The sequence below is a fragment of the Mucilaginibacter aureus genome (assembly GCF_053514885.1).
Map to the genome: position 1 here is coordinate 3,654,222 of NZ_CP170601.1, position 15,681 is coordinate 3,669,902.

General features: G+C 43.7%; 18 protein-coding genes and 1 tRNA gene. 6 read left to right on the plus strand and 13 right to left on the minus strand.

Going from position 1 to position 15,681, the window contains the following annotated elements; genetic code table 11:
• Nucleotides 1–51: 51 nt before the first annotated feature.
• A complete protein-coding gene (locus ACFGVR_RS15695; protein ID WP_448698262.1) occupies nucleotides 52–609 on the plus strand; it encodes a metallophosphoesterase in 558 nt (185 codons plus the stop codon).
• Nucleotides 603–737 (plus strand): hypothetical protein, encoded by a 135-nt coding sequence (locus ACFGVR_RS15700; RefSeq protein ID WP_448698263.1) that lies wholly within the window; start codon nucleotides 603–605, stop codon nucleotides 735–737. Before ACFGVR_RS15695 ends, ACFGVR_RS15700 begins: the two co-directional genes overlap by 7 nt.
• Here ACFGVR_RS15700 and mobC read toward each other — a convergent pair.
• The 12 genes from mobC to ACFGVR_RS15760 form a co-directional block, all read right to left on the minus strand.
• Complete coding sequence (gene mobC / locus ACFGVR_RS15705; protein WP_448703040.1) at nucleotides 734–2,632, minus strand: conjugal transfer protein MobC; 1,899 nt, start codon at nucleotides 2,630–2,632, stop codon at nucleotides 734–736. The genes ACFGVR_RS15700 and mobC overlap by 4 nt on opposite strands.
• A 2-nt stretch (nucleotides 2,633–2,634) precedes the next feature.
• On the minus strand, nucleotides 2,635–3,888 hold the full coding sequence (locus tag ACFGVR_RS15710) for a relaxase/mobilization nuclease domain-containing protein (protein ID WP_448698264.1): 1,254 nt from the start codon (nucleotides 3,886–3,888) through the stop codon (nucleotides 2,635–2,637).
• Entirely contained in the window at nucleotides 3,855–4,265 is a 411-nt protein-coding gene (locus ACFGVR_RS15715) for a plasmid mobilization protein (protein ID WP_448698265.1), read from the minus strand. Before ACFGVR_RS15715 ends, ACFGVR_RS15710 begins: the two co-directional genes overlap by 34 nt.
• 155 nt (nucleotides 4,266–4,420) lie before the next feature.
• Complete coding sequence (locus tag ACFGVR_RS15720; RefSeq protein WP_448698266.1) at nucleotides 4,421–4,687, minus strand: hypothetical protein; 267 nt, start codon at nucleotides 4,685–4,687, stop codon at nucleotides 4,421–4,423.
• 158 nt (nucleotides 4,688–4,845) lie between these two features.
• Entirely contained in the window at nucleotides 4,846–5,451 is a 606-nt protein-coding gene (locus ACFGVR_RS15725) for an AAA family ATPase (protein WP_448698267.1), read from the minus strand.
• A gap of 65 nt (nucleotides 5,452–5,516) precedes the next feature.
• Nucleotides 5,517–5,837 carry a hypothetical protein gene (locus ACFGVR_RS15730; protein ID WP_448698268.1) on the minus strand — a complete coding sequence of 107 codons (321 nt, stop codon included), beginning with the start codon at nucleotides 5,835–5,837 and terminating at the stop codon, nucleotides 5,517–5,519.
• Nucleotides 5,838–5,840: 3 nt separating this feature from the next.
• On the minus strand, nucleotides 5,841–6,158 hold the full coding sequence (locus tag ACFGVR_RS15735) for a helix-turn-helix domain-containing protein (protein WP_448698269.1): 318 nt from the start codon (nucleotides 6,156–6,158) through the stop codon (nucleotides 5,841–5,843).
• 278 nt (nucleotides 6,159–6,436) lie between these two features.
• Nucleotides 6,437–6,601 (minus strand): hypothetical protein, encoded by a 165-nt coding sequence (locus ACFGVR_RS15740; protein ID WP_448698270.1) that lies wholly within the window; start codon nucleotides 6,599–6,601, stop codon nucleotides 6,437–6,439.
• 11 nt (nucleotides 6,602–6,612) lie between these two features.
• Nucleotides 6,613–7,074, minus strand: a complete 462-nt coding sequence (locus ACFGVR_RS15745) for a DUF6934 family protein (RefSeq protein ID WP_448698271.1) — start codon at nucleotides 7,072–7,074, stop codon at nucleotides 6,613–6,615.
• Nucleotides 7,055–7,444: an ORF6N domain-containing protein gene (locus tag ACFGVR_RS15750; RefSeq protein ID WP_448698272.1), complete on the minus strand. Its 390-nt coding sequence runs from the start codon at nucleotides 7,442–7,444 to the stop codon at nucleotides 7,055–7,057. Before ACFGVR_RS15750 ends, ACFGVR_RS15745 begins: the two co-directional genes overlap by 20 nt.
• Before the next feature lie 3 nt (nucleotides 7,445–7,447).
• The gene (locus tag ACFGVR_RS15755) at nucleotides 7,448–8,728 is read right to left on the minus strand and encodes a site-specific integrase (RefSeq protein ID WP_448698273.1); all 1,281 of its coding nucleotides are present in this window, start codon (nucleotides 8,726–8,728) and stop codon (nucleotides 7,448–7,450) included.
• Between the two features lie 300 nt (nucleotides 8,729–9,028).
• Nucleotides 9,029–9,102 (minus strand) — tRNA-Pro (locus tag ACFGVR_RS15760).
• Between the two features lie 552 nt (nucleotides 9,103–9,654).
• Between ACFGVR_RS15760 and ACFGVR_RS15765 the strand changes: the two genes are divergently transcribed.
• From ACFGVR_RS15765 to ACFGVR_RS15780, 4 genes are read left to right on the plus strand one after another with little or no spacing between them, the layout of a single operon-like run.
• Nucleotides 9,655–11,712, plus strand: a complete 2,058-nt coding sequence (locus ACFGVR_RS15765) for a BatA domain-containing protein (RefSeq protein WP_448698274.1) — start codon at nucleotides 9,655–9,657, stop codon at nucleotides 11,710–11,712.
• A 34-nt stretch (nucleotides 11,713–11,746) separates the two neighbouring features.
• Nucleotides 11,747–13,000 (plus strand): dihydroorotase, encoded by a 1,254-nt coding sequence (locus ACFGVR_RS15770; RefSeq protein WP_448698275.1) that lies wholly within the window; start codon nucleotides 11,747–11,749, stop codon nucleotides 12,998–13,000.
• 4 nt (nucleotides 13,001–13,004) lie between these two features.
• Nucleotides 13,005–13,679 (plus strand): hypothetical protein, encoded by a 675-nt coding sequence (locus tag ACFGVR_RS15775; RefSeq protein ID WP_448698276.1) that lies wholly within the window; start codon nucleotides 13,005–13,007, stop codon nucleotides 13,677–13,679.
• A gap of 8 nt (nucleotides 13,680–13,687) precedes the next feature.
• Nucleotides 13,688–14,242, plus strand: a complete 555-nt coding sequence (locus tag ACFGVR_RS15780; RefSeq protein ID WP_448698277.1) for a DUF4199 domain-containing protein — start codon at nucleotides 13,688–13,690, stop codon at nucleotides 14,240–14,242.
• A 68-nt stretch (nucleotides 14,243–14,310) separates the two neighbouring features.
• Here ACFGVR_RS15780 and murA read toward each other — a convergent pair whose 3' ends face one another.
• Nucleotides 14,311–15,618 (minus strand): UDP-N-acetylglucosamine 1-carboxyvinyltransferase, encoded by a 1,308-nt coding sequence (gene murA / locus ACFGVR_RS15785; protein ID WP_448698278.1) that lies wholly within the window; start codon nucleotides 15,616–15,618, stop codon nucleotides 14,311–14,313.
• Nucleotides 15,619–15,681: the final 63 nt, after the last annotated feature.

Genomic DNA, 15,681 nt, shown 5'->3' on the forward strand with positions numbered 1-15,681 from the left:
ATACCCGTTTAGTGTGGGATTTTCTAAAATATTTTCGCACAGATTTGCGGCATGAAACACATCATCATAGGCGATCTGCACAGCAGGGACAGTTGGAGAGGGATCTATATCAGGCATTATGATAAAGTAGTCTTTTTAGGTGATTACGTAGATAGTTTTGATTTGTCAGATTTTGCCATCCTGGAAAACCTTAAGAGGGTTATTGATTTAAAGAAGCGCTATCCTGAAAAGGTCGTTTTGTTGTTGGGCAACCATGACGTACAGTATATGCACTATCCGCATTACCAATGCTCCGGGTTTCGGCAGAGCATGCAAACCGATTTGACCAGGTTATTTAATAGTAATCGCTCTTTATTTCAAATGGCGTATCAGCAAGGCCGGTATATTTTTACCCATGCCGGGATCACAAACGCTTGGTACCACGAATTTTTACGGTTGCCATTATTGGAGCAACTCCGGGAACCGGAGGACACGATTGCCGACCTGATCAATAAAGTAGAAGAAAGTACGCAGCGTTATTTATTATCGCGACCAGTATTTATCGTGGCGGCTATGGCAACGGCGGTTTTTTATGGGCCGACCGCAGGGAAACAGCCACGGATATGTTGACTGGTTATGACCAGGTAGTTGGTCATACGCAAGTGCCGGAAATCGAAAAGGTGGCATTTACCGGGAGATCAATAACCTATATTGATGTGCTGGCTACTCAAACACGGTTCTACGAATTAGTGATTTAAGCTCGTTCTTTGAAATTTTCAACAAGCTGGGTAATGTCAGCTTTAATGTGCAGGTAGTTGATCGTCGTTTCGTTTGGACTAAGCTGACGCGCAGGGGGTATGTCCTGATAGCCGAGTTCCTCGGTAGCAATGGCTTCATGATCGTTTTGGATCTGGCAGTGAAAGGTTTTGAGGTCGATGCGGTTGGTCGGGTCGTCGGCGACCATGCCCACAAATTCACCGGAGGACAGCCCTGATATCTTAGATGCTGGTATGGCATAATCCAATTGGGTAGAACGGCTGATGGAGGTGTCGCTGCTGCTGATCGAGATACTTTCTTTGACCTGGTTGATCTTGCCAAAACGCTCGGCGAGCTGCTTGGCAGTATCACCGGTGACCTGCCCGCAGATAATATTGCCGACGATATTTATGATGACCTCGGCTTGCTCACGTCCATAGTCTTTTTTCAATTGACTATGGTCCTGGACCGCCAGCGTCACGGCAACCTTGTTAGAACGGGCGGTCGCGATCAAATTGTCGATGCCATTAAAATAAATGGTCGGGAACTCATCGAAGATCAGGCTGCACTTTTGCTGGTTCTTGCGGTTGACCAGCTTGTTAATGCGGTTGACATACAAGGACAGTACCGCACCATACACCTGCGATTTTTGCGGGTTATTGGCTAAACACACAATCTTGGGGTCATCCGGATTATTAATATCCAGTGAAAAGTCGTTACCGCTCAAAACATAATAAAGCTGCGGTGAGGAGAGCCGAGCCAAACTGATCTTGGCGCTGGCGATCTGACCTTCCAGCTGTTCATAAGCCTCGTTTTTCCAGGCCGAGATAAAGGGGTTGATCAGCACTTCAATTTCCGGTTCACTAATGAGTACGGCGAACAGGTCTTTGTAATCGACCAGCGATAGTTCGATCACATGCGGCAGCGTGCAATACCTGCCGCCGTGATACTTCTTTAAAAACCAAATTAAAGCCGTGACGAAATTGATGGGCGATTCGATGAAAAAGTCACCTTGTTTACGTATCCATTCCCGGTTCAAACCGAGCATAATAGTACGGGCAGCCTCCATTGCGTCGGTAATATCGGTCATGGTTTCAGGCTCCAAGGGATTGCTGCGGTGCATAATGTTTTCAAAATTGATCACACAGAATTTGCGTCCGCCACGTTCTAAGAGCGCGTTATAAGCGATCTTGCTGAGGTCGTCGTATTTAAAATCATAAATAAGCATACTGAACCCCTTAGCGATATGTTGTGTAATAAGGTGGCGGATCACGAAATAAGATTTACCTGCGCCGGGACTGCCACCGACCAAAGTGCCGCGAAAAGGATTGATGATGTTGATCCAGCTATCGCGCTCTTTGCCTTTCAACTGATATTTGGCAGGCAAATTAATCGAATACTCGTTTTCTAATAGTCTTTCTTCTTGCGGAAAGGTCTCGTTTTCTTTATTGAAGATATCCTGCGCCAGTTTAATACGTAACAAGCGCCCAAACAAACTGATGCCCGTCATTAATAACAAAAACCCGATAAGGCTTGCCGCCATATAAACGATCGCAATGCTGGTTATCCAGCAACTGCCCACATACAGCAGTGAACCGGTAACCGCGTAAGCCACCGCCGTTTTGGCTTCCAGTTTTTCGTTTTTTTTGCCTTTCGTACCCGCCAGTGAAACCAAGAGCAAAGCCAGCGCCGCGCCTTTCGCCGTCCATATCGTCTTAAAAACAGGCAGCCTGGAAACTGGCAACAGTAAGTGGTCAGCCAGTTTCGCCGTTAAATGCCATTCAATAAATTGGGAATAACAGCTCAAATAAAAATGGATGAGTAGGATGGCGATGCTGAGTAGTCGTGTAAAGTCGATGATCTTTCTGAGGGCCTGTTCGTTTTCTCCGGTTTGCATCATTATAGGTTTTGTCCTTTGCGTTTCTGTTGCTGGCGCTTGATCTGATTGAGCGCACCCATATCTTCCCGGTCAGGTTGGAATAAAATATCCAGCAGTTCGGATGAATGATCGTTGTCGTTGTTTTCCGAATAAGTTGATCGTGACGGTGTTTCCTTGGCCGCTGATTTAGAAGTATTTGCCGGATCGAGGCCAGTAACGGTTTGTGTTGGTGACTGATTAAAAAACTCGTTGAGCGGATTGGCGCTGAATTGTTTGTCGAGGTCCCTGCCATTAAAAACAACTTTGTTTTCCTGATCGATGAACGTGGTGCCATAGATACGTCCCTCATCGGTGTAGCGGAAAAGCGCCGCGATGTTTTGGTCACGCAAGGCTTTTTCAAAAGAGGGGCGATCCTTGGCCTTTTGCAGGGCTTTGGCAATTTTAGTTTTGAGGGCGTCTTTGAGCGGCTTACGCAATTGCTCATTGAGCCTGAATTTCTCCTTCAGTGTTTTCAGCGTTGGCTTACCATAAATGCTGCTGGCTTTGATCGGTACGCCCAATTTATTGCCCTGCGAATCAACGATCCAATAAACCAAACCTTCGTGCATATTAATACGCGAGTCTCTGAAACCCCGGTCTGCCTGAACATTAAACTGTAGTAAAATAGCGTTCAGTTCCGGGATGCTGGTGAATTTATAATTTCGGACGACCTGGCCCACTACGTTGGTTATCGCTCGTTTGGTTTCCGCTTTACCATAGTCGATCGTTTTCAGATCGGCTTTCAGGTCAGGCTTTTGCTTTTCCTGTTCTTCAGCTTTGACCAGGCCATATTTGATCTCGATGGCCTTTCGGGCTTTCTCAGACTCGTTTTGTCCGAGGTAATGCAAACTAATACGATAACCGTTGCTTTTGATATTGGTGGTGACAAGGTGGATGTGCGGATGCCCGGCATCAAAATGGCGATAGACTAAGTAAGGCTGGGTTTCAAAGCCGATGCCTTGGATATAGTCCTCGGCAATGTTGCTCAGCTTTTCATCGTTGAGATTTTCCCCATTGGCAAAATTGAGCGAAACGTGCACGGTATTTGTTTTTGTCCGCTCGTTACGTTCAGCCAGGTCTGTCAGCCGGTGGAGCTTGTCATAAAAGTTCATGTCTTTGATGTCTTTGGGGTAACGGGCAGCCGCGATCAGTTTGGCCTTGGCTTGCTTGACCTTGTTCTCATTGTAGTTCAGCGCGCCGATCAGGCTTTTGCCGCTTTTGATTTTTGCGACCATATGTCTGCGAATTGGTTCATCCGGTCTTTAATAGTGTTGATCGCCGGCTCGACTTTGCCATTGATGGCGCTAAGCAAATTACCCCATAGCCGGGCATCCGCACTGCCATGTGCCGCATTGATCTGGTGCACGGCCTGGTTCAAATTATTCCCAATAGCATTCAGCTCGCGCCTGAGTAACACCAATTCTTCCAGCACCTCATCCATGGCTTTATCCCGGTAATTGACCGTTACGGGTTTCTCCAGCAAGACACTGCGCATATACTCGCTTAGCTTTCGGAAGCGTGTCTTTTTGAACTTACTATTTAGCGTTTCGTACTCGTCCGGTTTGAGCCGGATATGGCACCAACTGGTTCTTTTATCTTCTATTGCGCCCATGTTGTTCGTTTTAAAATCCGACTTCGGAGGATTTTTACCTGGACCGCGGCCGATTCCGGAGGCCGGGGCAAGATTCGATTGTGACACAATCGTACATCTTGCTGACTGCTGTTAAGCGGGCGGTCTGATCCTGATGTCAGTATTTAATTGGCATTTTAGGGTTTTTTGATCGACTTCGCCTTTTGGCTGAGATAAAGTTCAAGTGCCTGGATATTGATGTCTTTTAGTGACTGGTCATATTCTACACCAAAGGCTTTGATGCGCTTTAAAAGCGCTTTGGGTATCCAGTTATTAAACTGTACTTCGGCAACCTTAACAACGCTTTCAATCTTTATCGGCGTTACCTCCTGAATGGGTGTTTTAGGCCGTTCCTGTTTGAGTTTCTTGGCCAGGCCACCCAGCTTATCTTGATATTTATCCATAACTTCATTTTTATAGATTTATAGCATTCTACAATAGGGATCGTGCTTTTATAGAAATATAGATTTATAGCATTCTAACATTTTAGATTGCTATGATTATAGCTACCTAACATCCTACAATTGCAGTACTTTATAATTATAGAATGGTAGATAAATGTCTATGCACTGATCAATTCCACAATTTCTTCGGCAAGCATCGTGACCTCATCCTTTGCTTTTTGGTCGCCGCTTTGCAGCACTCCCAAAGTCATGGAAGAACGGGCAATACTCACCCGGTCATGGATTATAGTTTTTAATAATGGCACTTCTAAAGTTTCTAAAAGCCCGCGCACATCATTGGTAATACCCGAACGCGGCTTAACCATATTTAACACAACCCCTGCACGGATACCCGGTGCGTTGGCCATTGCTTCGTTGATTAAAGCGATGGTAGAGCGTATGGCCATGACATCAAAAAAGCCGGCTTTGGTCGGCACCAAAATAAAATCAGAACGCAAAAATAGTTCGGGTAACCTGTTAGACAGGTATGGTGGGGTATCGATTATTATCAGGTCGTAAGCCAGTTTTTGAATATCGATTAGCTGATCAGCACCAATGATGGCCAGATCTGAGAAATCATCACGACTATGGTATAAACTCCCCTGCAAATCAGTGTCAACCAATGCTACGGATAATTGATCCTGGAAACAAAGCGCCAGATTCATTGCTAATGTACTTTTTCCTACGCCGCCTTTTTGGTGGGCTATTGTGATGATCTTTGCCATAGTTATAGATTTATAGAAATTTAGCGTTGTAGATGTTTGTAATTATAGATTACAGGCCAAGTGGCTTAAAAGTCGCCGGCGGATAACCCGTTGGTACGCAATCGTTTTTCCAGTTTAAGTTCCTGCTGGTAATTAAACAACCAGTCGCTGGCTAAAAGCTTCCAGTTACGGTAGGGCGTGCCTTTCGGGCTGCTCCAATTGGCCTGATCATAAAAATTGAAGAATAAACCCGCCTGATTGGGAAACCCTTTCTGATCAAAATAAATCTCCACGACCATTTTTTCAGGCGGCATTTCGTAACCGAAACCTTTTGTTGAGGGAAGTAGCTTAACCGCCTGCGCCCTGATCTTCGCTTTGAAGCGTTTTGCTTTACGTTTAAATTCCATAGGTTAAGCGCTTTTATTGGTTGACATCATAAAGGTGATATCTTCATAATCGTAATAAATGGAGCCGCCTATTTTGGTAAAGGGGAGTACGCCGCTATCCCTTAATGATTGCAGGAAGCCGTGGGAAATGCCGAGCAACTTTTTGACTTCGGCTGATTTAAGCCACTTTTTACCGGGTGCGCCGCTGACGCATTCTTTGATAATGCGTTTAAATTCCTGAAGCATATCTTCTTTTAACTCTACAAGGTCGCCTTGAGTAGCGATCTGGTCCCTGGTAGGCACCATTCCGGACGTTCTTGTCCTTTGTTGTGTTGTATCCATATCTTTCTGATTTAACGGGCTTCAAAATTCGTTATCACAGAAATCGGAAAAAGACAACTTTTGAATAGGTGGAAGGCTTTTTGTATACTAATAGACTCCGATAAACTCAAAAAGACCGGAAACAAAAAAATCCGAATCACTGATTCGGATTTTGATCACGCTGGCAAATTACCAGACAGTGTCTCGTAATTTTGGATGCCGCATTTTGCGACCTCAAAAACTCTATTAAATAAAAAAGGCTGAAAAAATTCCAGCCTCTAATATGATATTAAGTGCGCTTACTTTTTTAAGTGTTCAGGAAATACCACCTTGCTGATAAATGCTTTTGCATCTTCCGCTTTTTTAACAAAAAAAGGATCATTAGCATGGCTCTTTAAACCCTTTACTACAGTGGCCCGACCATTATAGCTGACATTATTAGCTGCTTTTTTAGTTTCTGACATAATAGTTCCTTTTATTTATAATCAAATATACGATTTTTTCGTTTTACCAAGAACGCATCATAGTTGACATTTGTCTCAAATGTATGTAATAATTCACCCGTAAATCCATATACATCGAAGTCTGACCTGATCTCCGTTATCAATTTATTGATTCCGATTTGATATAATCTTGTTCTTACGGGTGTACTGCCTTTAGCCAATATAAAATCATCCCCATAATGATCGCAGAAATCAATTACTGTGCGGGCGACCGTTGCAAGAACAATATCGCGGTCTTCATTATTGCTCGTCACCGCGTCATTAATATCACCTGTTATCTCGTTCTGGTCTCCAAATGCGAGATTATAAATAACCGGCTCCTCTTGTATTTTTTGGAACCTGACTATCTTTTTTATTATCCCTTTCGGTCCAACGCTATAAAATTCGTATTCCTGGAAATCGGTGGTCTTATACTTATAGTGTGGTAGGTTCATCTTTATCAATGATTTTTTTATAAGACAATAGTGATTCGATAATCAGCATACTCATTTGTGCAGCACGTGGCCCCCTTAGCACACTGGATAACATGAACAAACCGCTGTTAGTGAAAGCCAGCGGCGGGAGCGGTTTTGAAACCGACAAGCCAGGAGATATTTGTTCAGCAATATCTTGCCATTCATCAAGGGTTAGCCAAAACAGGAAGTCCGGCGGGAAGCGTTTTGAATGCTTGCTTACCGTTCGCTGTAATGTGGCAATATTTACTTCGTATAAGGCGGCGGCATCAAAGTCAAGTACAACGGCCTGGCCGCGGACTTTGCACACTTTGCCACTCAATAATTCTAATAATTTTGTTGGTGTTGACATGGACTAAGAGAGGTTGTTTTTTTCAATTGATTTGCGTTTGGCAGCTCTTACTGCTACTGGCTTAGGTGCCAGCTTATCCCGAAGTACGATCATATCATCGCTTACCTTGCGTTCGATAACTTTTGCATAAATCTGCGTAGTACGAATGGTCGTATGGCCAAGCATCTTACTTACTGTTTCAATAGGGACGCCATTTGAGAGCGTTACAACTGTCGCAAAAGTATGGCGGGCAACATGGTAGGTCAGGGTTTTGGTAATGTCGCACATATCGGCTACTTCCTTTAAATAGCTATTCAGTTTTTGGTTAGATATGTGCGGCAATAAGGTACCATCTGCTACGGCCTTCGGATGTATTTTATACTTTTCGATGATCCGCGCTGCCTGGGGGAGTAATGGCACGTTAACAGGTATCCTTGTTTTTTCACGGGTGGTCTTGATCCATTGGTTATTATCAATACCATACACCAAATTATCAGGGGTTAACGCCATAACATCTATATAAGCCAAACCGGTATAACAACTTAGCACAAATAGATCGCGCACATAAGCGATACGCTCAATGGTCAGTTTTTTGTTTTCCAGCCTGGTCAGTTCTGCGGTCGTAAGGTAGCCTCGTTCGGTTTTATTGAATTTTAATTGGAACATGGTAAAAGGGTCTTTATCCAGCCATGCCATTTTAACCGCAAGGCGGATGATCTTATGGAAACGTTCCAAATGTTTCATCAGGCCGTTATTTTCCAGCTTCTTTTGGTGATCGTCGGGTTGGCGCCTTCTCAGAAAGTGCTCCAGTTTAGTGATAAAACTATAATCCAATTCGGAGAGGTAAATGTCGGAGCGCCTGTATTGAAACTGCACAAATTCCTTCAAATAACCTGCGGTTGTGTAATAGTTCTTCATCGTGCCGGGGGCCAGCACATCTTTCATGTTGGTGTTGTGATAGGCTACAATGGTATGCAGGGTATGTTCGGAATCTTTGACACCGGCAAAAAGATTCTTCAAAACTTCGGCCGTGGCAATTTTTTTTTGTAATTGCAGGTCGTGATAATGGCCGGCCATCATGCCGCGAAGCTGCTCCAGGTGCGTATTTAGTTTACGCAATTCATCATTTTTGGGCCTCGCTAATCCTTTGGCTTCACTCCAGTCGGCTAAGGCTACTTGCCGTTTTAGCGCGATTTCCGAGCGACTTTTGTTCACGACTATTCGCATGTAAATAGCTGCCAATCCATTTTTTCCTCGGTTTTCCCTTAATACAAAGTGAATTCCGAACGTGTTACTTGTTCTCATCTTTTCCAGATTTTAGATTAATAAAAAATTGTTTTGAACTGTTTTGGCCAAAACTGTTCACCGGAAAGAGCAAAAAGTGATCTGAATGAGTTCATTCGGGCCTATTTTTGAATGGTGCAATTAATTGTACACCAGTCAGTTAGACCCTTTCTGGTGAACAAATCTAAAAAACGGATTTTGTTCACCTTTTTACTCACATAAAACGAGGAATAGTATGTACTGAAAAGGATTTGAATAAAACAAAAAACCCTGTAAATGAGACATTTACAGGGTCAAGGATTGTTAAAAATCCGACTTTCGTCGGGATGGCAGGATTCGAACCTGCGGCCTCCACATCCCAAATGTGGCGCGATACCGGGCTACGCTACATCCCGTTTGGGGTTGCAAATGTAGGATATTTAAATGTTTTTGCAATAAAAAAATGAAAAAAGTCTGCCAAAAATGGCATTTAACAATTGTTCTGAGAAAATGGCATTGATTTACAGTGACTTATTTTATCGCAAAAAAGCGAGAAAAAGGAATAAACGGATTTGAAATGACGGTAAAGATCAATGTTTTATTTAGCCCCAGGTTTTTTATTTAGCCTGTTCCACTCATCCAGGTTGATCAGCGGGCCGGTTACCACATTATTGCATCCGGGGGTGGGGCACAAAACCGAAAACATGTTCTTTAACTGCGTTACAACAGGCCGGGTGTTACATTTAATACAGTTTTCGCAATATACATTGGGTTGAATAGGAAAGAGCGGCATATATAGTAGAAGGTGTAATTAACGGTTGCTATTAGGCTCAACCGTTGGTGTATGTTAAAATATACACAAATAAAAACATTTGAATTGTTTTACAAAAGAGCTAAATGATATTTAACCGTAATGATTTAGTTGCAATCCTGTTTTTGTAACTAAAATATCTATATTTGATTAGCCTATGCAATTTGTATATCCTGCATTCATTTTTGGGCTGCTGTCGCTGGCTATACCCTTTATTATACACCTGTTTCATTTCAGGCGATATCAAAAGGTGTATTTTTCCAATGTTCAGTTCCTCAAAAACATTCAGCAAAAGCAGTCATCACGTAAAAATCTTAAACGGCGGCTTATCCTGGCATCGCGCATGCTGGCGCTGGCATTTTTGGTTTTTGCTTTTTCCAAGCCCTACATTCCATCGCAACAGAGCCCAAACCTGAATAAACAGCACACGGTGAGCATTTTTATCGATAACTCGTACTCTATGCAAACCATTAACCGCGAAGGCAGCTTGCTTGATGAGGCCCGCCGCCGTGCTAAAGAAATAGCCGCAGGTTATAGTCTTAATGACAGGTTTCAATTGCTTACACAGGATTTTGAGGGCCGTCATCAGCGCCTGCTTAACCGGGATGAGTTTATGGATGAGGTTGATAAGATCAGGATCAGTGCGCAAAGCCGCAAGCTGGAAAAGATCATAGAGCGGCAGCAAAGCTTGCTAAACGCCCAGGCCAATACGCTAAAGGATGTTTATGTATTATCCGATTTTCAAAAAAACATGTTTACCACTAACCCGGTAAAAACAGATAGCAGTATGCGCGTTAACCTGGTAAAGCTAAAAGCAACCTCCTTACCCAATGTAACTGTTGATTCGGTTTGGTTACTAAGTGCCGTACATCGCCCCGGTGAAAGCGAAAAGATGGTGGTCCGCCTGCATAATTATGCTGATGAAAAGGCCGAAAAGATACCGCTTAAATTATTGGTTAACGGGCAGCAAAAGGCCCTTGGCAGCTTTACCATTGATGCGCGCGGCGTGCAAAACGATACTTTGAATTTTTCGGGCCTGCAGGCAGGCTGGCAAAATGCAGAAATACAACTGCAGGACAACCCGGTAAATTTTGACAACCAGTTTTATGTTACCTTTAAAGTGCAGCAGCAGATGCCTTTGCTGCTGATAGATGGCGGCCAGCCCAACAAGTATATAGACGCAGTTTTTGGTGCGGATGGCTTTTTTAAACCCACCCGGGTGCAAAATGGCAATGTAGATTATGCCGGGTTGCCCGATTACTCGTTTGTGGTGCTAACCGATGTAAAGGTTATTTCTACGGGTCTGGCACAACAGCTTAAAGTGTACGTGGCCAAAGGTGGCACACTGGCGGTTTTTCCGGCTGATGGCGCCGACCTGGCAAGTTACCAGGCCATGTTACAGCCAATGGGCGCTAACGCACCGGAGGCTTTGGTTGCCGAAAAAACTAAGGTAGCCGCGTTAAATATCCAAAGTAAGCTATTTAAAAATACTTTCGAACAATTGCCTCAAAACCCTGATCTGCCGCAGGTGAGTAAGTATTACCGTTTCGGCACAAAGGCATCAGGCGCTACCGAAAACCTGTTGGAGCTACCGGGCCATGAGCCATTTTTTGTGGATTACACCAGTGGCAAAGGCAAAATATACCTGTCGGCGGTGCCTTTGGCCGATGATTACAGTAATTTGCCGCATCATGCGGTATTGGTTCCGTTAATGTTCCGCATGGCGTTGTTAAGTGGGCGCGATCAGCCCTTGTTCTACACCATTGGTGAAGATGAAAACGTGGAAACCCTTCCCATCCAAACATCGGATAAGCAACTGGTAAAACTTGTGAAGGGCCAGCAAACCATTTTGCCCGATGTAAGGCAGCAGGAGGGAGGCACGGTGCTTTATTTTTCAGATCAGGTGCACGAGCCCGGTAATTACCAGTTAAAAAATCAGGATACTGTAGTTGCAGCCCTGGCCTTTAATAACAATCGCAGCGAGAGCGATTTAACTTACCTGGATGATGAGGCTCTTAAAAAGCAATTGCCGGGTGGGCATGGCACTATTTTACAGGCAGGCCCGCAATCGTTAAAAGATACCGTGGCGAAAGCAAATATGGGCTTAGAATTATGGAAACTTTGTATAATTTTGAGCCTGATTTGCCTGGCAGCCGAAATATTGCTCATCAGGTTTTATCAACCGGATAAACCCGATGTTACTGTACCGGCCTGATTCTATATTTACTCAAAGCATAAAGCACCGATAAATGAATTTGCTCATCAAATCTGCCACCATTACCGATCCAAATTCAACCCATCACCAAAAAGTTGCCGACATTTTAATTGAAAATGGCATTGTTAAAACTATAGCTGCCGGCATACAGTCGGACGCCGAAGTATTTGATGCTACAGGCAAATATGTTTCTCCCGGTTTTTTCGATCTCAATTGTAATATTGGCGAACTGGGACTTGAAACTAAGGAAGATATGCAAACAGGTACCAAAGCCGCTGCGGCAGGAGGTTTTACGGGGCTGGCTTTAATGCCCAATACACACCCGCCGGTACACTCAAAATCCGAAGTTGAATTTATACTTAACAAGGCCAAAGGCAACCTGGTTGATATTTATCCGTTAGGCACCATATCGCATAAAAGTGAAGGTAAGGACCTGGCCGAGATGTTTGATATGCACCAGAGCGGCGCAAAGGCTTTTACCGATGGCAAATACCCGGTACAGGATGCCGGTCTGATGGAACGGGCTTTGTTATATGCGCAGGGTTTTGACGGATTGGTATTTTCATACCCCGAAGACAAAGCCATCGCCGGTAAGGCAAAAGTGCACGAAGGCGAGATCAGTACCCTTTTGGGGATGAAAGGTATCCCGGCACTGGCCGAAGAACTGATGATAGCCCGCGACCTGTACCTGGCCGAATATACGGGCTCAAAGATCCATTTCAGCACCGTATCAACCCGTCAAGCTGTTAACCTGGTACGCCAGGCTAAACAAAAAGGCTTAAAAGTTACCTGCGATGTTGCCGCGCATCATTTGGTGCTTACGCACGATTCCTTATTGGGTTTTGATTCGCAATACAAGGTAAAACCACCACTACGTACGCAGGATGACGTGGATGCTTTAATTGAAGGCTTGAATGATGGCACCATTGATGCCATTGTATCACAACACACGCCACACGAGGTTGAGTTTAAGGCAGTAGAATTTGAAGTGGCCGAGTTTGGTATCATTGGTTTGCAAACTGCTTTTTCGCTTGCGCTGAAGGCAGGACTGTCTGTAGAAACTATTGTTGAAAAATTGGCGATTGCCCCACGCAATATATTAGGCGTTGAAATGCGTGCCATAGCCGAAGGAAAAGCCGCCAACCTGGTGGTGTTTGATGTAAACCGGCAATGGGAGTTTACTAAACAAAACAACCTTTCAAAATCATACAATTCGCCATTTATCAATGAGCAGTTAACCGGTAAGGTACTGCTTGCTTACAATAATAACCAGGTATTTAAACCATAAGATCATGATGGATAACAGGATACAATTAGTCATTCAAAATGCGATCGGCGTATTTTTACAGGGCAAGGGCCTTAATGACAAAGCAATAACCAGTGAGCTGGTACAAGTATTCTCGGCCGATGAGGATTACCTGGATAAGGTTGACCTGCTTGACGCGGTGTTTGACGAAAACCCGCAGATGGAAGAGCTGCGTGAAGTGTTTTTCGACCTGTTGCTCATGAATTTTTTTAGTGCCGATGTGATCAAGCTGGAAGAGGATTATCTGGACTCGCCTGAATGGGAGCAAATTGAAGAAGATACTCTTGACCGCGGAACAGAGCTTTTAAACGTACTGCTTTACATTAACGAATGCCACGACGAAGATATAGAACCCGAACTGGAAGACTTTTTAAAAGAGTTTTTATTGGTTGATGAAGATGAGTTTCAGGACGAATACCGCATTTACGAAGATGTGATAGAAAACCAGATCCTGATGGAAAGCTCGATCGAAGAAATTGCCGCCGCAGCTGCAAAGGTTGACGAAGAGTCGGAACTGAAAGAACTGTTTTACCCGGTAATGTGCTTTTTTTATGATATTGAGGTATCGGCCGATACTAAAAAAATAATTGCTCAAAATGCTGTGAATAAAGACTTTGATATGGCAATATTGAGTATATTAGAAACATTTAATCAATCATAAAAAACATTATGGAAATCAAATCGGTAGCTAATCCCACAAAAGTTGCAACTAAGTGGGCCCTGATCAGTCTTTTGTGTTCTATTGTTATTACTTATGCAATTCAGTTTGCTAACGTCGACCTGAACAACCCTGTTAAATATATAGGATATATCCCTTTTTTAGCTGGTTTGTTTTTAACGCAAAAAGAGTTTCGCGATGAACTTGGCGGATACATGACCTTTAATGAAGGCTTTTCTGCCGGTTTTAGATATGCTGTTTTTAATGGTCTGTTATTGGCTGTATTTACATATTTATACTGTGCAGTATTAAGTCCTGATGTTTTTGCAAAATCAATGGAAGCAGCCAGAGCAGGAATGGTTGCCAAGGGCTTGTCTGATGATCAAATTGAAAAATCAATGAGTATCGGATTAAAATACGGCCCGATATTCGCAGCTTTTGCCGTGGCAATAGTTTACGCTATATTGGGAGCTATTGTAAGCTTAATTGGTGCATCTATATTTAAAAAAGTAAAATCGCCGGCGCAAATTGCCGATGAACTGGATAGCACAGATGCTGCTGTATAATATTTAGTGTTAAAATAAAAAAGGGTCGTATGATTTTCATACGACCCTTTTTGTGTTATTAGCCAGCCCTACTCAACCCGTTTAATATCGGCTCCCAAAGCCTTTAAACGTTCATCAATATGCTGGTAACCACGTTCAATCTGCTCAATGTTGTAAATGGTTGATGTACCTTGTGCCGATAGGGCGGCTATCAATAATGATACCCCCGCGCGTATATCAGGCGAGGTCATCTTGATACCCCTTAACTGCATTTGTTTATCCAAACCGATAACCGTTGCACGGTGCGGGTCGCAAAGGATAATTTGAGCGCCCATGTCAATCAGCTTATCTACAAAGAACAAACGGCTCTCAAACATTTTCTGGTGTATCAGTACCGAACCTTTAGCCTGCGTGGCAATAACCAGTACAATGCTCAACAGGTCGGGAGTGAAGCCCGGCCATGGCGCATCGGCAATGGTCATGATGGAACCATCAATAAATGTTTCTATCTCGTAATGCTTTTGTGCAGGTACGTAAATATCATCGCCGCGGCGTTCCAGTTTAATGCCCAAACGCTTAAAAACGTCGGGGATCATACCAAGCTCGTCGTATTTCACATCTTTGATCGTGATCTCCGATTCTGTCATCGCCGCAAGGCCGATAAACGACCCGATCTCGATCATATCCGGCAACATGCGGTGATCGGTACCACCCAGTTTGGTTACACCTTCAATAGTTAACAGGTTGCTGCCAATACCGCTTATTTTTGCACCCATGCGGTTGAGCATTTTGCAAAGCTGCTGCAAATAAGGCTCGCAGGCCGCATTATAAATAGTGGTTGTGCCTTTGGCCAATACGGCAGCCATTACCACGTTGGCGGTGCCTGTTACCGATGCTTCGTCAAGTAAAATATAAGTGCCTTTTAAGTTAGAGGCATCTACATTAAAAAAACCGTTTTCGGGATTATAATCAAATCGTGCACCTAATTTTTCAAACCCTAAAAAGTGAGTATCCAAACGTCTGCGGCCAATTTTATCGCCACCTGGTTTAGGGATGGCGGCTTTGCCAAAACGTGCCAGCAAAGGCCCTACGATCATGATCGACCCGCGTAAGCTGCCACCTTTTGCTTTAAATACCGGACTTTGAAAAAAGTCGAGATCAATATGTTTGGCTTCAAAAGTATAGGTATCGGGTGCCGTTCTTTCAACAGCAACACCCATATCTCCCAAAAGCTCTATCAGCTTATTAACATCAACAATATCGGGTATGTTACTGATGGTAACTTTTTCGTCGGTTAACAAAACTGCCGAAATTACCTGTAAGGCTTCGTTTTTTGCACCTTGCGGCGTTATTTCGCCCTTTAATGGCTTGCCGCCTTTAATTTCAAATGCACCCATTTGGTTAGATTATAGATGTGAGATATTAGATTTGAGATTAGTTATACAATGATAATTATAATT

Coding starts and splice junctions, on each gene's coding strand:
- ACFGVR_RS15740 (WP_448698270.1), bottom strand. CDS start 6,601: ATGTCAGAAACTAAAAAAGCAGCTAATAATGTCAGCTATAATGGTCGG.
- ACFGVR_RS15745 (WP_448698271.1), bottom strand. CDS start 7,074: ATGAACCTACCACACTATAAGTATAAGACCACCGATTTCCAGGAATAC.
- ACFGVR_RS15750 (WP_448698272.1), bottom strand. CDS start 7,444: ATGTCAACACCAACAAAATTATTAGAATTATTGAGTGGCAAAGTGTGC.
- ACFGVR_RS15775 (WP_448698276.1), top strand. CDS start 13,005: ATGATGGATAACAGGATACAATTAGTCATTCAAAATGCGATCGGCGTA.
- ACFGVR_RS15710 (WP_448698264.1), bottom strand. CDS start 3,888: ATGGTCGCAAAAATCAAAAGCGGCAAAAGCCTGATCGGCGCGCTGAAC.
- ACFGVR_RS15715 (WP_448698265.1), bottom strand. CDS start 4,265: ATGGGCGCAATAGAAGATAAAAGAACCAGTTGGTGCCATATCCGGCTC.
- ACFGVR_RS15735 (WP_448698269.1), bottom strand. CDS start 6,158: ATGGATACAACACAACAAAGGACAAGAACGTCCGGAATGGTGCCTACC.
- ACFGVR_RS15700 (WP_448698263.1), top strand. CDS start 603: ATGTTGACTGGTTATGACCAGGTAGTTGGTCATACGCAAGTGCCGGAA.
- ACFGVR_RS15725 (WP_448698267.1), bottom strand. CDS start 5,451: ATGGCAAAGATCATCACAATAGCCCACCAAAAAGGCGGCGTAGGAAAA.
- murA (WP_448698278.1), bottom strand. CDS start 15,618: ATGGGTGCATTTGAAATTAAAGGCGGCAAGCCATTAAAGGGCGAAATA.
- ACFGVR_RS15730 (WP_448698268.1), bottom strand. CDS start 5,837: ATGGAATTTAAACGTAAAGCAAAACGCTTCAAAGCGAAGATCAGGGCG.
- ACFGVR_RS15720 (WP_448698266.1), bottom strand. CDS start 4,687: ATGGATAAATATCAAGATAAGCTGGGTGGCCTGGCCAAGAAACTCAAA.
- mobC (WP_448703040.1), bottom strand. CDS start 2,632: ATGCAAACCGGAGAAAACGAACAGGCCCTCAGAAAGATCATCGACTTT.
- ACFGVR_RS15765 (WP_448698274.1), top strand. CDS start 9,655: ATGCAATTTGTATATCCTGCATTCATTTTTGGGCTGCTGTCGCTGGCT.
- ACFGVR_RS15770 (WP_448698275.1), top strand. CDS start 11,747: ATGAATTTGCTCATCAAATCTGCCACCATTACCGATCCAAATTCAACC.
- ACFGVR_RS15695 (WP_448698262.1), top strand. CDS start 52: ATGAAACACATCATCATAGGCGATCTGCACAGCAGGGACAGTTGGAGA.
- ACFGVR_RS15780 (WP_448698277.1), top strand. CDS start 13,688: ATGGAAATCAAATCGGTAGCTAATCCCACAAAAGTTGCAACTAAGTGG.
- ACFGVR_RS15755 (WP_448698273.1), bottom strand. CDS start 8,728: ATGAGAACAAGTAACACGTTCGGAATTCACTTTGTATTAAGGGAAAAC.